We start from the raw sequence: 16484 nt of genomic DNA, 5'->3' as shown, positions 1-16484 counted from the left end.
TCGGTGGATATCGGCGTGCAGACCGCGGCAGTGCCTGTCGCCCGTCTTGCCCCGGCTCCCGCTGCGCCAGTGCCCCAAGCGGCGACACCATCCGTCCCCGCCTCCACCCCCACGCCCGACAGCACGAAAGGCCTGCAGGCGCTCGTTCCTTCAAACCCGATGATGGTTTCCTACCCGCGCTTCACCCTGCCGCGCAGCGAAAGTTCGGCCCGCGTCATGCCGCCGGAAGAGGTCGCCTGTCGCCGCCGCCTCAAGCGGCTTGGGGTCAAATATCAGGACCTCGAACCCATCAACGATGGTGGCGCCTGTCGCATAGACTGGCCCGTCAAGGTCAGCGGCCTGTCCGGCAACATCGAAATGGCGCCCGCCGCCACGCTCAACTGTCAGATGGCCGAGACCTTTGCCCGCTGGACCAAAAACGAGCTCGCACCGGCCGCACGCAAGCGCTACCTCACCGGAATCGGCAAGATCCGTCAGGGCTCAAGTTATTCCTGCCGGCGCATCGCCGGCACCAGTGTTGCCTCCGAGCATTCCAAGGGCAACGCACTCGACGTGATGAGCATCCAATTGAAGAATGGCCGTGAGATCGATGTGCGCAAGCCCGGCTTCTTCGCGTTCCGCCAGCGCGGTCTGCTCAACACGGTGCGCGCTGAGGGCTGCGACTACTTCACGACAGTTCTCGGTCCCGGCTACAACTACGATCACCGCGATCACTTCCACTTCGACCTGAAAGGCCGTCGCAACGGCTACCGCGCCTGTAAATAGCGCCCTTTCTGGACACAATGCAGTCTCGCGCCGTTCACCCCGGAGTGCTAAAGAGCAGCCATGCTCATTGTCGAAATCGTCATTCTCTTCGTCCTTATCCTCTTCAACGGCTTCATGGCCATGTCGGAGCTGGCCGTTGTGTCGGCCAGACCCGCCCGGTTGAAGTCCCGGGCCGAACAGGGTCAGCGCGGCGCCGCCCGTGCCCTTGCGCTCTCGGCTGATCCCGGCCGTTTCCTTTCCACGGTCCAGATCGGCATCACGCTGGTCGGCGTGCTCTCCGGCGCCTTCTCCGGCGCAACGCTCGGCACACGCCTGTCCGACTGGCTCGTCATGCAGGGCGTTTCGGAAGGTGTGGCAAACCCGCTCGGCGTCGGCCTGGTCGTGGCCCTGATCACCTATGTATCGCTGATCGTTGGCGAGCTCGTTCCAAAGCAGATCGCGCTGAAGAATGCCGAAGGCATCGCCATCAGGGTAGCGCCGATCATGGGCCTACTGTCGCGCATCACCCTGCCGCTCGTGTGGCTGCTAGACGTGTCGGGCAGGCTGGTTCTGGCGCTGCTCGGTCAGAGCGCGGAATCGAGCCAGCGTGTAACCGACGAGGAAATCCGCACACTCATCGCCGAGGCCGAAACCAGCGGCACCATCGCATCCGACGAGCGTCGCATGATTGCAGGTGTCATGCGCCTTGCCGACCGAAAGACCCGTGCCATCATGACGCCGCGCGGCGAGATCGACTGGCTCGACCTGACAGCGGATGAAGCGGCACTGGCGGATGATGTCAGGGAGTCCGGTCACTCCCTCCTCCCCGCCGGCGAAGGGTCCATCGATGAGATCGCCGGTGTGGTCAAGCTGCGCGACCTGCTTGCCGTCCAGCTATCGGGCGAAGCACTGGACATCCGGACGCATGTTCTGCCGGCACCGATCGTTCATGATATGGCCGACGCGCTCGATGTGCTTTCCGTCCTGCGCGAAGCGGCGGTGCCGATGGCGTTGGTGCACGACGAGCACGGCCATTTCGAAGGCATCGTAACGCCCTCCGACATTCTGGAGGCCATTGCCGGCCTTTTTCGTGCCGATGCCGAGGAAGGCGAGATGGACATCGTCGAGCGCGCCGACGGCTCCTGGCTCCTGCCCGGCTCCATGCCCGCAGACGAGATGGCCGACCATCTGGGCTTTTCCCTTCCCGCAGAGCGCACCTACACCACGCTCGCCGGCTTCCTGCTCAACGAGTTCACGCATCTACCGAAGACCGGCGAAAGCACCGACGCGATGGGATGGCGTTTCGAGATCATGGATCTGGACAATCGCCGGATCGACCGCGTGCTTGCAACGAAACTCGGCGAGGTGGCCGAGGCGTAGACCTCAGTCTTCGGGTGGCACCGGGGTGGGCCTGCCATTGGCGTCGAGCGCCACCATCACAAAATCTGCATGGGTGACCATTTCCATGGTCGGCGACAGGTAGCGCTGTGCCCACGCTTCGACTTTGAGCCGGATCGACGTGCGCCCCACCCCCTCGATATGGGTGTAGATGCACAGCGTGTCGCCAACCTTCATCGGCTTGGCGAAGGCCATTTCCTTCACACCGGCCGTCACCACGCGACCATGGGCGCGTTCGGCGGCGCGAATACCGCTCGCAAGGTCCATCTGCGCCATGACCCAGCCGCCGAAAATATCGCCGGCGGCATTGGCGTCACCTGGCATCGCCTGCGTGCGAAGCGTCAGATCGCCCGTGGGTGTTTCCGGTGCATTCATGACCTGTCATTCCCCTTTTTTTGAACGTTATCCGGCGTAGTCCCGACAGGTCTCCCGGTCAACAAACGCGGGCGCATGGCACCTCTTCCGTTGACGCATGGTTGCCCTTCGGTGTCGTATCTGCGTTGCACCCGTGACGAACTTGCGGCTTTAATTCGCGTTGAACGCATTCCAGCGAGGTTTCCATGCAGATCAAGGCCGCCATATGCCGGGCGTTCGGCAAACCCCTCTCGATCGAAACGCTCGAGCTCGCTCCGCCCCGGCAGGGTGAAGTTCTCGTCGACCTCAGAGCCTGTGCCATCTGCCACTCCGACATCTCTTATGCCGAAGGCGCCTGGGGCGGCGATCTCCCGGCTGTCTACGGCCACGAGGCAGCCGGCGTGGTTTCCGCAGTCGGCCCCGGCGTCACCGGCGTTGTGCCTGGCGATCATGTCGTCGTCACGCTCATCCGCTCCTGCGGCCATTGCCACTATTGCGCGCGTCAGAGCCTGGTCATGTGCGAGGAGGTTTTCCCGCTCGATCAGCAAGGCCCCCTCGCCTTTGCCGATGGCGGCGCCTGCGAGCAGGGGCTGCGCACCGGCGCTTTTGCCGAGAAAGTGGTCGTTCACGAAAGCCAGCTCGCCCATGTTCCGGCCGACATGCCATTCGACGTCGCCTCACTCCTTGCCTGCGGCGTCATCACCGGCTTCGGCGCGGTCACCAACACGGCCCGCGTGTCTGCAGGCCATGCTGTGGCTGTAATTGGCTGCGGTGGCGTCGGACTTAATGCCATTCAGGGTGCGGCACTCGCCGGCGCGAGCCCGGTCATTGCGCTCGACCTCAGCGATGACAAACTCGTGGCGGCCCGCGAGTTCGGCGCCACCCACGCGTTCAGCCCCGCCGACCCCGATCACGCGAAGTCGATCAAAGCGCTCACACAGGGGCGTGGCGTGGATTTCGTCTTCGTCACCGTGGGTGTCGAGGCAGCGCTCGCGAGCGCCCCGCGTTATATAACCCGCAACGGTTCGGTCATCGTTGTCGGCATGCCGGCCAATGGCGTGCGCATCCCCTATGATCCGGGCAAGCTTGCTGCCCTCAACCAGAAGATCATCGGTTCCAAGATGGGCGAAACGCGGCTCCGCCACGACATACCCGTTCTTGTCGAGCATTATCAGAAGGGCCGGCTGAAACTCGATGAACTCATCACCGCCCGCTACAGGCTCGAGGAGATCAACGAGGCGATTGCCGCCGTGAAGAACGGACAGGCCCTGCGCAATGTGGTGATCTTCGAATGAAGATTGCCGAAGCCAGAACCTTCGTCACAGCAAACCCGCCGCCGCATGTGGGCGGGCGCTATTTCATCTTCGTGAAACTCGTGACCGATGGCGGCGTGGTTGGATATGGCGAGGCCTATTCCGCCGCCTTCAGCCCACACCTCACGGCACGCATGATCGAAGACGTGGCCGAACGCTACCTGATCGGCCACGACGCGCATGACATTGAAACCTTCTTTCGCCGCGCCTATTCCTCCGGCTTCAGCCAGCGGCCCGATCCAACATTGATGGGGTGCGTGTCCGCCCTCGAGATGGCGTGCTGGGACATCATCGGCAAGGAGGCCGGCAAACCGGTCTACAAGCTGCTCGGCGGAAAGGTCCATGAGCGGCTGCGCAGCTACACCTATCTCTACCCTGCCACGGGCAGCGCCGTACCGGGCGAGACCGATAGCGAACGCAATGTCTACAACGATCCCGACCTTGCCGCCGAAGCCGCATTGGCCTGCCTTGCGCAGGGTTTTGACGCGATCAAATTCGATCCGGCGGGCCCATACACCGCCTTCGGCGGCCATCAGCCGCGCCAGAGCGACATCGACCTTTCCATACGCATGGTCGCTGCGGTGCGCGAAGCAGTCGGCACGCGCGCCGACATCCTGTTCGGCACTCATGGCCAGTTCACACCATCGGGTGCAATCCGCATGGCACACGCGCTCGAACCCTATGATCCGCTCTGGTTTGAAGAACCTGTTCCTCCGGACAGTCCCGGAGCCATGGCGCAGGTCGCACGTGGAACCACGATCCCCATCGCCACGGGGGAAAGACTCACCACGAAGTATGAACTTGCCCAGCTTCTCAGCCTTGGCGCCGCCGGCATCTTCCAGCCCAATCTCGGTCGGTCGGGTGGCCTTCTTGAAACGAAGAAGATCGCGGCAATGGCGGAAGCTCACCATGTTCAGATCGCACCGCACTGCTATTGCGGCCCCATTGTCGCTGCCGCGAACATCCAGCTCGCCGTCACCCTTCCCAATTTCCTGATCCTGGAAGCGATCCGCACCTTCGACGGTTTTCACGCTCGATTGCTGAAACAGAAAATTCGCTGGGAGGATGGTTTTGTCATTCCATCGGGAGAACCGGGGCTTGGTGTCGAGCTTGACGAAAGCGTCGCCGAAGCTCACCCCTATGAGGGTGGCGAACTGCATCTCCAGGCGACGCAGGCACCGATTACGGCAAAATAGCAGACCGGATTTCCGATTCGTTTTCAGAAACTTGCCGCGACAAAATGAATCATCGCGCAAGAAACCTGAATCAACACATCAAGAACTTGAATCGATACGTGAAGTTTGCTGTCGCAGCTATGGTTCACAAACCACGCAGGGGTTAACGCCTGCCTAACAATTCGGGCACTGTTCGCCTGAGAAGCGCCATGCCGGCAGGCGTCCACCCAAGGGCGCGCAGGCGATCCGTTTTCATCACATTGACCGCACTTTTGTCAGCGGCACCCGGCAACGGATTCCTGCATCCAGTTTCCTGTGCCACGAGCGCCAGAAGATCGTGACGATCAAGCACCAGATCCGACACGTTGAAGACACCACTCACAAGCTTTGCCGCCGGCAATGTCAGCATCAGACCCACAGCCGATCCAACATCCTCGCCATGCACTTCAGTCGCCGCGCGCGGTGCGATCTCACGACCTGAAAGGTAATCGTCAAAAAGGCCCGCCCATTTGTGCGATCGTCCGCTGCCCGCCGTTCCATAGACCCCCGTCACACGCAGGCTCACACCGCTAAATCCATCGTCGGAAAGTTGCGAGAGCGCCTCCTCACCGGCCAGCTTCACCTCGCCGTAAAGTGTGTCGGGCCGGCAGGCATCGGACTCATTGAGCATCGACCCCGGTGCGCGTGGCCCATAGACTGCGCGCGTGGAAAGAAACACCGTTCGCGCCACACCCGCCGCCCGCGCAGCGCGGAACATGGCAATGCTTCCGTCGAGATTGCGTCGACGAAACCCCGCCGCATCACCGCCCTCCCCGCCCCGGTACCGGCCGGGCAGGTGGTCGAAGGCCGCATGCACGAAGAAATCCGCCCCCTCGAACAGAGCCGTCGAGATGGATGTCGGCTCAAGCGTCATGGGCGCAAATGCGACCGCCCCTGAAAAAAGGCCTTCCGGCGGCGCGTTACGTCCCAGCACCGTCACCCGATGCCCCGCTGCCAGCAACCCCTCGACAATGAAGCGCCCGACAAGCCCGGTCCCGCCGGACACGATGCTGTGGGGCGTGCTCATGACACCGGGTTCGCCAGCGCATCGATGTCGGGAATGCCCTCACCCGAGTGATACGCACTCCAGAGGTCGATCAACGGCTGCAATTCGGCTGCTTTGGGGTGATCCCGCTCCCAAGGCTTTTCATACTGATAGTGAACCACTGAAATCGACGCCCAGTCCCAGAGCTCCGGCAGGTTGAACCAGACATATTGCAGCATGTTGAAAAACACCGGCAGACCGTGCCAGTGCGGAAAATACGCCTGCAGAAAAGTCTGGTCGGTCCGCCGCCAGAACGCTGCGGGCTGATCCAGTCGCGCAAGCATGGCGACAAAGGTTGCCTCCGAAGGCGCTGCTACAAACACGCCTGAATTCAGCCGGTGAAAATCCGCAAGGCTCTCATAGACATTGGGCGCGGCGGAGAATTCCGGATAGCCGAACAGCCGGTCAATATTGCGCACCACCACCGCATCGGCGTCGATGAAAACGACCCGTTCATACTCGGTCAACTGCCACAGCCTGAGCTTGGCGAAATTGTCGAGCGGGGTGTGAAAGCTCGGCTTGTTGCCCTTGGTGAAGGGTGCATTCGCGTGGAGCCGCGCCCGCTGATGCCGCTCGTTGAAGGCATCTGAGGTGGGCAGAAGCTCCGCCGGCACGAGCCGTGCACCGAGCGCAGCCAGCGGCTTCAGCGCCTGGGCGGGAGCTCCACCGGTGTGCATCACCACAAGATCGGCATCCGTTTGCGTCAGCCGTAGCGAGCGCACCAGAGCCAGCGCGCCCATCGCATAATCTTCGTTGGTGACAAGCGTCACATAGGCGTGTTTCGACATGAAAGCCGTCGCTTAGCCCACGCTCTTGAGCCGCTTGCCTTCCGGATCGCGCTCGATGGTCGGCGCAATGTCCTTGGTCCAGGCGGACACGGCCGGGATGCGCGAGCGGTCGACACGATAATCGAACTTCTTGGCCACATCGACGACCTCGGCCAGAAGCCCTTCTTCCAGCGTGATCGGATTGAGGCCGAGCGACAGGAACTTGTCGTTTCTCACGACCAGATCGTTTTCCGCGGCTTCCTTGCGCGGGTTGGGCAGGTACGCGACCTTCGCGCCCGTCATGCGCGCGATGAGTTCCGCCAGGTCCCGCACGCGGTGCGTTTCGGTCATCTGGTTGAAGATTTCCACGCGGTCGCCCCGCTTCGGCGGATTGTTCAATGCGATCTCGACGCAGCGCACCGAATCCTGAATGTGGATGAACGCCCGCGTCTGGCCGCCCGTTCCATGAACGGTGAGCGGATAACCGATCGCCGCCTGGATCAGGAAGCGGTTCAACACTGTTCCGTAGTCACCATCATAGTCGAAGCGGTTGATGAGCTGCGCATGGAGCTTCGTCTCTTCCGTGTGCGTTCCCCAGACGATACCCTGATGAAGGTCGGTGATGCGCACACCGTCATTCTTGGCATAGAACTGGAACAGAAGCTGATCCAGCGACTTCGTCATGTGGTAGATGGAGCCCGGATTGGTCGGGTAAAGGATTTCCTGCGACGCCGTCTCGCCCGAGAGCGTCTCGACCCCGACCGGGAGATAGCCTTCCGGGATTGCCGCACCGACGGAGGAATATCCATAAACGCCCATCGTGCCCAGATGGACCAGATGCGCGTCGAGACCGATCTCCGTCATCGCATTAAGCAGATTATGCGTGGCGTTGACGTTGTTGTTGACCGTGTAGTTCTTGTGACGGTCGGTCTTCATCGAATAGGGCGCAGCGCGCTGCTCGGCAAAATGCACGATGGCATCGGGCCTGTGCTCGGCAAGCCACGCCTTCAGCACATCATAATCGCGCGCCAGGTCGATCAGGTGGAAATGGATGCGCCGGCCCGTTTCCTGATGCCAGATGCGGGTGCGCTCCTGAATGGAGTCCATGGGCGTCAGCGACTGAACGCCGAGCTCGGTGTCGATCCACCGCCGGGACAGATTGTCAACGATGTGGACCTCGTGCCCACGAGCCGACAGGTGAAGCGAGGTCGGCCAGCCGACGAATCCATCGCCGCCAAGAACTGCAATCTTCATGAAATTCCGCCTCCGGTCATCAATGCATCAAGCCAAGGGAAAACAGATTGATTCCCTTCTCGAAAGCCCCCTTAGCATTGTTTTATGACAGTTTGTTCCGAAAGGACAAACATACGCGAAGAAGCCGGCCTCCTCTGGAGACCGGCTTCCCGTCCCAGGGGAAGGACAAGACGGGCAGGGTTACATTTGCGCTTCGATGGAAGTCACCTCGTTGGTTGTGTCGTCTATGGTCAGCGTGACCGAAGCGCCAGCCGATATGCCGGCGAGATCGACGCCCTCGCCGGCTGTGTAAACCGTGCCGTCGTCGAGTGCGATGGTTCTGGTGGCAGGATCGACGGACTGCACGGTTCCCTGCACATCCGCAGCATAGGCCGAGAGCGTGAGGAAGCCGGTGGCGGCAAGGGCTGCGAGGATTTTCTTCATGGAGAGAACTCCCTTTTGTGTTTTCATGTCGGCCCAGTCCCCGTCGACAGTTTTGGGGGAGCCGGGAACCAGGCCGACGGGAAAAAGGTGACGCCAGACACCGGCAATCTCAAATCAAACAGGATGACCGCCGCAAACACGCCTCCCGCCAAAGCTTTGCCGCAATCCCCCGCTTCGCCGGCGGCTGCGTGCTGAACAACGCGCAATACCGGCTTTGGTTCACGCCGCCCCTGCTGCAAAGCGGACAAAATCCGGGCGACCCGTGTTCACGACCCGCCCGGACTTTCCCGACACGCCGTGGCGGCGCGGTCAAATCGGGTAACTGCGCATCGCCTTTGCGTGAAGAGCTAGATCGAGCATCGGAATAAGCCGAAAACCGGTTTCCACTTTTCGGTCCGATGCTCTGGATCGCCGTGCGTCCATCCGGACGCAAAAAGGACGATCCAAACCATTGATGGAGCATCGGAATAAGCCGAAAACCGGTTTCCACTTTTCGGTCCGATGCTCTAAAGCCGGCAGCGATGGCGATAGCCGTCATAGCCGAGAAAGGTATCGCTGTACTCGTCATAGGAGCGGTAGCGCGCATAGCAGCGGGCCACATGCCGATCCCAGGCGGAAGCGCGGCCATAAACCGGCGCGGGGCCATAATACCGGGCGCGGGAATCCGCGATCAGGCCGCCTGCAATAAAACCGCCGAGCCCGGCGATGGCCGCAGCCTCACCCGGAGACAGGCTCCCCGCGCGGCTTTCGACACTGGCGGCCGAAAGCGCCGTGGCGGCAAGGGTGACGGCCATCAGGCCGGTTGCGATGGTGCGTTTCAGGGACATTTCATCATCCTCCTTTGCGATCGATGGCCGGCTGGTGCAGCCGTCCGATGCCCGTCTGTCGCAGGAGGAAAAAGAAAGGTTCACGGCCCCCGCGTTTTTTTTCGCGGGGCGCGTCGCATTCACGCAACATAGATTCGCCATAATAGACACGGGAAATAAACCTGTTACCGTTTATGGTGGAGTGACAGTGGACGGCGGCACTGGAGGTAACGCGCGCCGACTGCAACTTCGCACGGCTGAGGAGGGCCGGACCATGGCCAAGTCTGGAGTACCGCACAAGAGCGTCGGCATCTACGATGCAGAGGAAATGGCAGCGATGGAAAACGCCATCGAAGCCGTCTGCGCCGAGCTTGGCATAGGACAGAGCGACAGCAAGTCCCGCGAACGGGTTGCCGGGCACGTGATGCGTTCCTGGGCAAGCGGACGCCGCCTGCCACTGAACCTGGTTCAGGCCGGGCTGGACAGCGTGGCGCGGCTCGAAGCCTAAGGCACACGAAAATGTCAATAGAGCGCCCCAGGGGAGCACCCGGGGGAGCGCCTGAGAGACCGCCCGGGGCAAAGCCCTCCAGGGGCACCAACGCCGCTGGAACACGGCGATCAGGTTGTCACCCATGCAAGTTTTTTCCTGGTCTCCTCAATGGCCCGCTTCAGCTCGGGCAAGGTGCATTCCTGCGTTTTGTGCTGCCACATCGCCATGAAATGCTCATACCGCTCGGCATCGTACATCCAGCACAGAACGACACCCAGCCAGGCAGCATGGAGCCGGGAGACATCGCTATCGTTCCAGTTCGAAAAGCAGTCCGCGTCCAGCGGCGCATCCGCCCCTGCCTGACACATGCCTGAGCGCCGGCACCGCCGGTTTGGACAGTGCTGCGGCCGGTCGGCCTGTCCGGCGAGATACCGAAACGCCACCTGCATTTCCTCACAAGGCCAGTCGGGCGGGCTAATGGGAAAAGGTGGCTTGATGCCCTTCTCATCCAATAGCGTGTCGCGGATCCTCGCAAGGCCGCCAACGATCTCGAAAAGTTTCGCATTGGCCCCGGTCTGCGCCTGCGGCTTTCTTGTTTTGCGTGGCATGTGGGGGTCTCCCTGTTTTTTTGCGTTGATGACGCCAACAAACGGGCACTGCGGGTTCCTGCCGACCGGCCGTGTTCCAGCGCGTTTTCCAATGGATCGCGGCTTCCGGGATGATGGAAAACGGGGTGGGGCTGGTTTCGACCGTTGGCGCAGTTGCCCTCCTCTGTCCGGCAGGACAGAGGGGGTGTGGCGCGGACATTTCAAGACAGGCTCCTTCGTTGCCGCGCGGAGTTCCGCCGGGGTTTGCATCGTTCGGGAAACGGGGCGCGTTTTTCGTGCCTCTCTGTTGGGAATTGAAGTGGCGCGAAAAGCGCGCCCCGCCGGCCGCTGTCCCGTCTGCCGACCGGTCACTCGGGCGATCTGTGCCCTAGCGGCTTTTCCGCAACCGACATGATGCCGGCCGCCGGCCTTTCGCGGGCCCTCACAGGCCCCGGGTCACCGAACCCGAGGGGGAGGCTGCCGTCGCCCCTCCTGATCCCCGGCTCCGGACCCGGTTCCCGACAGGGGCGATGGGTGGGAAGTGTAGTGGAGGTTTTGGGGTGGGGGAGAAAAGAGCGAAGAGGGAGTGGCGAATAGCGAGTAGGGAATGTGCTTCATCCGCCTCGTCGTCCCGTCGTTTGACCATAGGAGCCATGCCTTTGCGGGGATGACGGGGTGCGGGTGAGAAAAACTGGGGCGGTTTCCTGGAGGCCGAAGTTTATCCCCGGTGCTTTGGTGGGGTAAGGATGGTGGATAGGCATTTTCAAACCGCCCCCTTGCCCTGTCCCTTGCCGCCGTATCTCTCAGGCGGCAGAGTCCGCCTGACCAAAAGCAGGAAAGGAAGCTTGCAGTGGTGCGGTTGAGTGGAGGATGCCTGTGCAGTGCGGTGCGGATTGAAGCTGCGGGAGAGCCCGACCGCGTGGGCATCTGCCATTGTCTCGACTGCCGCAAGCACCATGGCGCGCTGTTTTATGCGGCAGCCGTCTTTGCGGCGGAGGCGGTGCGCGTCACCGGCGAGACACACGCCTATCAGGGCCGCCATTTCTGCCCGCGCTGCGGCTCCTCGGTGTTTGCCCGCACCGGCGACGAGCTCGAAGTGCATCTCGGCACGCTGGACGCGCCGGACCAGCTTGTGCCGGATTATGAGCTGTGGGTGTCACGCCGCGAGAAGTGGCTGCCGGCGTTTCCGGTGAAGGAGCGGTTTGAGCGGGATCGGGAGTGAGGGAAATCCGCCGCAACGGCGAGGAAGCTTAAGGGCATGCCTGCGAAAACCGGGCCGTGCCCCACGGCGTTCTGCCAATGGGTCCCGGATAGCCTCGCGGCTTCCGGGATGACGTATTTCCGGAAGCCACCGCGCATCCGTCATCCCGGCCGAGCGAAGCGAGAGCCGGGACCCATTGGGCCAGCGCGGCCTCTATCCGCAGAAAGAAATCTCCGTATTGAAAAGCGCGCACCCAGGACCGGACAGTGCTCTATGAGAGCCTACCAATGGGTCCCGGATAGCCTGCGGCTTCCGGGATGACGGAGGTTAATGGTTCAGAGCGCTGGAGAGATCGTCCCAGTCGGGATTGATTCTTTCGATCAGTTCCAGCTTCCATTTCCGGCGCCAACGCTTGATGCGCTTCTCGTCTTCTATGGCATCGCGGATATCGGAATAGTCACGATACCAGACGAGCATATGAACACCGTATTTCTTGGTGAAGCCGCCGGTTATGCCTTCCCTGTGCTCACAAATACGCTGCTCAAGATCGCTAGTGACCCCGGTGTAAAGCGTCCCGTTCTTTCGCGATGCCAGGATGTAAACATATCCGCCCATGCAACGAATATGCACGTATTGGTTGCGGATCACAACGAGAATCCACGCCCGTCATCCCGGCCGAGCGGAGCGAGAGCCGGGACCTATTGGGTAAGCGCGGCCCGGTTCCACAGAAGAAGATGACAGTGCTGAGAAGTGCATCGGCGAAAACCCGACCGCGCTCTACGGCATTCTGCCAATAGGTCCCGGATAGCCTTACGGCTTCCGGGATGACGGAGTTTATCTACCGCCCCGGCCTGCCCGTCTTCCCCGGACGGCGTTTGCTGCGGCGCTCATCCGCCGGGTCCTCATAGGAGCCTATGCCAGGCCGGTGGCGTTTCACCGGTTTGGGGTCGTCTTCCGGCTTCTGCGGAACCGGCTTGCGCACCGGCTTTTCGGTGCGGCCGACCGTCATCTCGTCGAGATCGTTCTTGCGGAAGAGGCTCTTTCCCGCAGGCCGTGCGTGGGCGCCAGCGCCACCCATTTCGTCGAGATCGGGCTTGTGGAAGAGCGATGAAGCCGGAGCTTTGCTGCCCGCCCCCCGTGGTTCGACGGGCTCACCATGAGGAGCTGACTGTGCGCCTGCGCCCTTGGCCTGCCCGCCCTGCCCTTTTTTGCTGCGCGCCCTGTCGCGGCGGGATTTTTGCGTGTTTTCGACGCCGGCATCGCGGGCGAGCGGGTCGTCGAGAATGGCAAGCTCCGTTTCCTTCAGACGCTTGATCTCATCGCGCAGGCGGGCGGCTTCCTCAAAATCGAGATCGGCGGCGGCGTCGCGCATCGCCTTTTCGAGATGTTCGAGATGGGCGGCGAGGTTGTTGCCAACGAGATTGTTGAGGTCGTCGCCCTTGCCGCCGGCACCGCCAATGTCGGCGCGGACATGGTCGCGCTCATAGACGGAATCGAGAATGTCCGCGATGTTCTTCTTGATGGAAGCCGGCGTGATGCCGTGTTCCTCATTGTAGGCAAGCTGCTTCTCGCGGCGGCGGTTGGTCTCTTCCATCGCCCGCTCCATGGAGCCGGTGATGCGGTCGGCATAGAGCATGACGCGGCCATCGACATTGCGCGCGGCGCGACCGATGGTCTGGATGAGCGAGGTTTCAGAGCGCAGAAAGCCTTCCTTGTCGGCATCGAGAATGGCGACAAGGCCGCATTCGGGAATGTCGAGGCCCTCGCGAAGGAGGTTGATGCCGACGAGCACGTCGAAGGCGCCGAGGCGCAGGTCGCGGATGATCTCGATGCGCTCCAGCGTGTCGATGTCGGAGTGCATGTAGCGCACGCGCACGCCCTGCTCGTGCAGATACTCGGTGAGGTCCTCCGCCATGCGCTTGGTGAGCACGGTGACGAGTGTGCGGTAGCCCTTGGCAGCGGTCTCGCGGATTTCGCCCAGCACGTCGTCGACCTGAGACTTGGCCGGGCGCACCTCGACGGGCGGGTCGATGAGGCCGGTGGGGCGAATGACCTGCTCGGCAAAGACGCCGCCGGCGGCTTCCATCTCCCAATTGCCGGGCGTGGCGGAGACGGCAACGGTGGACGGACGCATGGCGTCCCATTCCTCGAAACGGAGCGGGCGGTTGTCCATGCAGGAGGGCAGGCGGAACCCGTATTCGGCGAGTGTGGCCTTGCGGCGGAAGTCGCCGCGATACATGCCGCCGATCTGCGGGATGGTGACGTGGCTCTCGTCGACAAAGACCAGCGCATTGTCGGGGATGTACTCGAACAGGGTGGGCGGTGGTTCGCCCGGCGCGCGACCGGTCAAATAGCGCGAATAGTTCTCGATGCCGGCGCAGGAGCCGGTGGCTTCCAGCATTTCGAGATCGAAGCGGGTGCGCTGTTCGAGGCGCTGGGCTTCCAGCAGGCGACCGGCGCGCTCAAGCTCCGCAAGGCGCTGTTTCAGTTCGGCATTGATGCCCTTGACGGCCTGGTTGAGCGTGGGGCGCGGCGTGACATAATGCGAATTGGCGTAAATCTTGACCGATTGCAGGTCGCCGGTCTTCTTGCCGGTGAGCGGATCGAACTCGGTGATGGTCTCGATCTCGTCGCCGAAGAGCGAGATGCGCCAGGCGCGGTCTTCCAGGTGGGCGGGGAAGATTTCGATCGTGTCGCCGCGCACGCGGAAGGAGCCGCGCACGAAATTGATGTCCTGGCGCTTGTATTGCTGGGCAACGAGATCGGCCAGAAGCTGGCGCTGGTCGAGCCGGTCGCCGATCTGCATCTGGAAGGTCATGGCCGTGTAGGTCTCGACCGAGCCGATACCGTAGATGCAGGAGACGGACGCGACGATGATCACGTCGTCGCGTTCGAGCAGGGCGCGCGTGGCCGAGTGGCGCATGCGGTCGATCTGCTCGTTGATGGAGGATTCCTTCTCGATGAAGGTATCCGACCGCGGGACATAGGCCTCGGGCTGGTAGTAATCGTAATAGGAAACGAAATACTCGACCGCATTGTCCGGGAAGAAGGATTTGAACTCGCCATAGAGCTGGGCGGCCAGCGTCTTGTTTGGCGCGAGGACGATGGCCGGGCGCTGCGTTTCCTCGATCACCTTGGCCATGGTGAAGGTCTTGCCCGAGCCGGTCACGCCCAAAAGGACCTGTGTGCGCTCGTTTTCATTGGCGCCGGCGACGAGATCGGCAATGGCCGTGGCTGATCGCCGGAAGGCTGGAACTCCGTCGCCATTCTGAGCGGAATGCCGCCCTCGGATTTTTCCGGCCGCGCGGGACGGTGCGGTGTCCATGTGGACTGGAGGTTCGGGTCGCCGCCTTCAATGAGCTTGGAGAGCGCTGCAACCGTGGCAGTGACACCCGAGGAGGAAAGCCCCTCGGCCTCCTCCAGCGTGACGTCGAGACCCGCGACGGGCATGAGACCGGCAGCGGCGCGCTCTTTGGCCGAGGCCGCGCCGCCCATGGAGGTTCCGCGCGCAGTCTTCGATGCCGAGGCGGAACGCCCGGCGGGCTTTTTCGGCTTCTTCGGTTTTGCAGGTTTCTCGGCTTCCTGCGCGATTTCATCCGCCCAGTCCGCGATAGAACCGGAGGGGGAACCGGAAAGCGGCGTGCCCGAAAGCGCGGGCTGGGGGGCTTCGGCGAAGCCGCCATTCTTCTTGTCGGGTGATCTGGCCATGGGGCGAATATGGAACCGCAGGAACAAAATGGAAAGGGGTGGCGCACAGGGAATGCACCACCCCGCTCGGCTCCTGACAGAAGGCTGTCAGGAGCCGTCATGCGCAATCATGTCAGGCCGGGTAGCGAAGATGCAGAAGCGGCTCGCCCGTGGGCGGATCGATGCGCTCGTCTACCACGATGAAGCCGTAGCGTTCATAGAAGCGACGGCCAATATCATTCTTGACGAACACATCGAGTTCGAGCGTGCCCATGCGGGCCAAGGCATCGTCCATCAGCGCCCGCCCCAGACCGCGGCCATGAAATTGCGGATCGAGAAACAGGCCGCCGACCTGGTTGCCGAGCAGGGCCAGGAAGCCGACAAGCCGGCCATCCGCCCAGACGGTGCGGGTATCGGCCATGGGCAGATAGACATTGCGGATATTCTCCGCCTCGCCGGCGATGAAATCGTCGCCAAGAAAGGCGTGGGCGAGCCGGCTGGCGGCGAGCCAGATGGCAACGATGGCGTCATCATCGACGCCCGGTTCATAGGTCTTGATCATTGGTCATGTCCGGTTGCGCAGCATCACGCGCCCCGTCAAAGGCACGCTGCTGCGAAAAAATCTGTTCAGGATGCGAAACGGATGCGCAGGCCGGGTAGACCACCAGCCATCATCCATTTCAGGGGCGCAGCCGCCCCCGCTTCACCGGGACATAAAACCTCCAGACAGTTGATCGCGATCTAGCGCAGGAAAAGTGCAGACGCAAGGCTGCACGAGACGGTTTCAGCCAAAATCTCTCGGTTTCAGAAAGTCGAGCAGCCGCGCCTGGCCGAAGGAGAGCGCATCCCAGCGTCCGTCAAACGCGAAGCGGGCGACGGCGGCGGTGGGGAATTTTTCGCGCATGCGCTCCAGCGCGTCCTCCTGGGACCCATCGCCGGCCAGACGGCTGGCGAAGTCCTCCATGCCCGGATTGTGACCGACAAGGAGGACACGCGCGGCCTTCTCCGGAATCTCTTGCAAGGCGGCAAGCAATTGCTCAGGCGCGGCCATGTAGAGCCCCTCCCCGCTGCCGGGCGCAAGCTCCATCCGACCGATTTCGGCGGCGACAAGCCGCCAGGTCTGCTGCGCGCGGCGGGCCGGAGAAACCAGAACCAGATCGGGCAGCCAGCCACGGCGCGCAAGCTCGCGCCCCATGCGCGG

Annotated in this window: 18 protein-coding genes; 6 read left to right on the top strand and 12 right to left on the bottom strand. The window is 62.4% G+C overall.

Going from position 1 to position 16484, the window contains the following annotated elements; genetic code table 11:
• The first annotated feature begins 3 nt into the window (after positions 1 to 3).
• Positions 4 to 765, top strand: a complete 762-nt coding sequence (locus tag JCM21793_RS19200) for an extensin-like domain-containing protein (protein WP_081784770.1) — start codon at positions 4 to 6, stop codon at positions 763 to 765.
• Between the two features lie 60 nt (positions 766 to 825).
• Positions 826 to 2124 (top strand): hemolysin family protein, encoded by a 1299-nt coding sequence (locus JCM21793_RS19195; protein WP_025031405.1) that lies wholly within the window; start codon positions 826 to 828, stop codon positions 2122 to 2124.
• A gap of 3 nt (positions 2125 to 2127) precedes the next feature.
• On the opposite strand, the gene JCM21793_RS19190 is transcribed toward JCM21793_RS19195, so the two are convergent.
• Positions 2128 to 2517 (bottom strand): acyl-CoA thioesterase, encoded by a 390-nt coding sequence (locus tag JCM21793_RS19190; protein ID WP_007010475.1) that lies wholly within the window; start codon positions 2515 to 2517, stop codon positions 2128 to 2130.
• A 185-nt stretch (positions 2518 to 2702) separates the two neighbouring features.
• On the opposite strand from JCM21793_RS19190, the gene JCM21793_RS19185 reads away from it, so the two are divergent.
• Positions 2703 to 3791 (top strand): Zn-dependent alcohol dehydrogenase, encoded by a 1089-nt coding sequence (locus JCM21793_RS19185; RefSeq protein ID WP_025031404.1) that lies wholly within the window; start codon positions 2703 to 2705, stop codon positions 3789 to 3791.
• Positions 3788 to 5005 (top strand): mandelate racemase/muconate lactonizing enzyme family protein, encoded by a 1218-nt coding sequence (locus tag JCM21793_RS19180; protein WP_025031403.1) that lies wholly within the window; start codon positions 3788 to 3790, stop codon positions 5003 to 5005. Before JCM21793_RS19185 ends, JCM21793_RS19180 begins: the two co-directional genes overlap by 4 nt.
• Positions 5006 to 5147: 142 nt before the next feature.
• On the opposite strand, the gene JCM21793_RS19175 is transcribed toward JCM21793_RS19180, so the two are convergent.
• From JCM21793_RS19175 to JCM21793_RS19155, 5 genes are all read right to left on the bottom strand, one after another.
• Complete coding sequence (locus JCM21793_RS19175) at positions 5148 to 6050, bottom strand: NAD-dependent epimerase/dehydratase family protein (protein WP_025031402.1); 903 nt, start codon at positions 6048 to 6050, stop codon at positions 5148 to 5150.
• A complete protein-coding gene (locus tag JCM21793_RS19170) occupies positions 6047 to 6856 on the bottom strand; it encodes a glycosyltransferase (protein ID WP_025031401.1) in 810 nt (269 codons plus the stop codon). Before JCM21793_RS19170 ends, JCM21793_RS19175 begins: the two co-directional genes overlap by 4 nt.
• Before the next feature lie 12 nt (positions 6857 to 6868).
• On the bottom strand, positions 6869 to 8089 hold the full coding sequence (locus JCM21793_RS19165; RefSeq protein ID WP_025031400.1) for an NAD-dependent epimerase/dehydratase family protein: 1221 nt from the start codon (positions 8087 to 8089) through the stop codon (positions 6869 to 6871).
• 180 nt (positions 8090 to 8269) lie between these two features.
• Positions 8270 to 8512, bottom strand: coding sequence for a DUF1344 domain-containing protein (locus JCM21793_RS19160; RefSeq protein WP_025031399.1), 243 nt, complete (start codon positions 8510 to 8512; stop codon positions 8270 to 8272).
• A 506-nt stretch (positions 8513 to 9018) separates the two neighbouring features.
• Positions 9019 to 9339 carry a BA14K family protein gene (locus tag JCM21793_RS19155; RefSeq protein WP_025031398.1) on the bottom strand — a complete coding sequence of 107 codons (321 nt, stop codon included), beginning with the start codon at positions 9337 to 9339 and terminating at the stop codon, positions 9019 to 9021.
• A 253-nt stretch (positions 9340 to 9592) separates the two neighbouring features.
• Between JCM21793_RS19155 and JCM21793_RS19150 the strand changes: the two genes are divergently transcribed.
• Complete coding sequence (locus JCM21793_RS19150) at positions 9593 to 9826, top strand: hypothetical protein (RefSeq protein ID WP_025031397.1); 234 nt, start codon at positions 9593 to 9595, stop codon at positions 9824 to 9826.
• A 110-nt stretch (positions 9827 to 9936) separates the two neighbouring features.
• Here JCM21793_RS19150 and JCM21793_RS19145 read toward each other — a convergent pair whose 3' ends face one another.
• Positions 9937 to 10416 carry a hypothetical protein gene (locus JCM21793_RS19145; protein WP_025031396.1) on the bottom strand — a complete coding sequence of 160 codons (480 nt, stop codon included), beginning with the start codon at positions 10414 to 10416 and terminating at the stop codon, positions 9937 to 9939.
• A gap of 829 nt (positions 10417 to 11245) precedes the next feature.
• Between JCM21793_RS19145 and JCM21793_RS19140 the strand changes: the two genes are divergently transcribed.
• On the top strand, positions 11246 to 11617 hold the full coding sequence (locus JCM21793_RS19140) for a GFA family protein (RefSeq protein ID WP_025031395.1): 372 nt from the start codon (positions 11246 to 11248) through the stop codon (positions 11615 to 11617).
• A gap of 306 nt (positions 11618 to 11923) precedes the next feature.
• Here JCM21793_RS19140 and JCM21793_RS19135 read toward each other — a convergent pair whose 3' ends face one another.
• The 5 genes from JCM21793_RS19135 to JCM21793_RS29530 all read right to left on the bottom strand — a co-directional run.
• Positions 11924 to 12211 carry a GIY-YIG nuclease family protein gene (locus JCM21793_RS19135; RefSeq protein ID WP_025031394.1) on the bottom strand — a complete coding sequence of 96 codons (288 nt, stop codon included), beginning with the start codon at positions 12209 to 12211 and terminating at the stop codon, positions 11924 to 11926.
• A 223-nt stretch (positions 12212 to 12434) separates the two neighbouring features.
• Positions 12435 to 14771 carry an excinuclease ABC subunit UvrB gene (gene uvrB, locus JCM21793_RS27050; protein WP_370671663.1) on the bottom strand — a complete coding sequence of 779 codons (2337 nt, stop codon included), beginning with the start codon at positions 14769 to 14771 and terminating at the stop codon, positions 12435 to 12437.
• Complete coding sequence (locus JCM21793_RS31570) at positions 14762 to 15304, bottom strand: hypothetical protein (RefSeq protein WP_370671662.1); 543 nt, start codon at positions 15302 to 15304, stop codon at positions 14762 to 14764. Before JCM21793_RS31570 ends, uvrB begins: the two co-directional genes overlap by 10 nt.
• 112 nt (positions 15305 to 15416) lie before the next feature.
• Positions 15417 to 15845 carry a GNAT family N-acetyltransferase gene (locus JCM21793_RS19125; protein ID WP_025031393.1) on the bottom strand — a complete coding sequence of 143 codons (429 nt, stop codon included), beginning with the start codon at positions 15843 to 15845 and terminating at the stop codon, positions 15417 to 15419.
• 222 nt (positions 15846 to 16067) lie between these two features.
• Positions 16068 to 16484, bottom strand: a 417-nt coding sequence (locus JCM21793_RS29530) for a SixA phosphatase family protein (protein WP_025031392.1), incomplete at its 5' end; no start/stop codon positions are given.

Source organism: Nitratireductor aquibiodomus NL21 = JCM 21793 (genome assembly GCF_000615975.1).
Classification (GTDB): Bacteria; Pseudomonadota; Alphaproteobacteria; order Rhizobiales; family Rhizobiaceae; genus Nitratireductor; species Nitratireductor aquibiodomus.
The sequence above is the reverse complement of the archived record's forward strand: the minus strand, read 5'-3'. Positions and strand labels throughout refer to the sequence as shown.